The organism is Tenebrionibacter intestinalis (assembly GCF_016632365.1).
Lineage (GTDB): Bacteria > Pseudomonadota > Gammaproteobacteria > Enterobacterales > Enterobacteriaceae > Tenebrionibacter > Tenebrionibacter intestinalis.
In genome coordinates this window covers 1-455 of sequence record NZ_JAEPBH010000174.1, presented here as the reverse complement: position 1 = coordinate 455, position 455 = coordinate 1, and the positions used below count along the sequence as shown (strand labels likewise).

Here is a 455-nt window from a genome sequence, read left to right as displayed (position 1 = left end):
GTTCGGTATAACTATCTGAGCCATGAGCAGAAAGCGGAAAAGGAAAAAGAGCTTTCTGAATGTAAAACTGATTCTTGTAAAGCTTCCACTGAAGCGAAATGGACAGGTATCGATTTAGCTCAGGATGCCAGTTTTGCAGCAGGTATGCTTGCTGGTGTTCCGGCCGGATTATACGACAGCGTTGATGGTATTGTGAAAACTGCCAGCAGTCCGGTGGAAGCGTATGAAGCGCTGAAATCCCTTTTCAACAGTGGAGATATCCTTGGGAATGTCTCTGATGCAGTGAAGCAGTCCTATATTGACCGCATCAACAAAATGGAAGCGGAGTATCAGAAGGCGGGAGCCAGCGGCTCATTTAATGCAGGCGTTGAGGGTGGAAAACTTGTTACGGATATTGCTGGCCTGCTTGCCGGTGGTGCCGGGCTAACGAAAGCCGGTGCGTTGCTGACAGAGAA

At 48.8% G+C, this 455-nt stretch carries 1 pseudogene; it reads left to right on the top strand.

Annotation, left to right across the window (positions count from 1 at the left end):
• Window positions 1–455, top strand: a pseudogene (locus JJB97_RS18360) (VENN motif pre-toxin domain-containing protein); the annotation flags it as partial.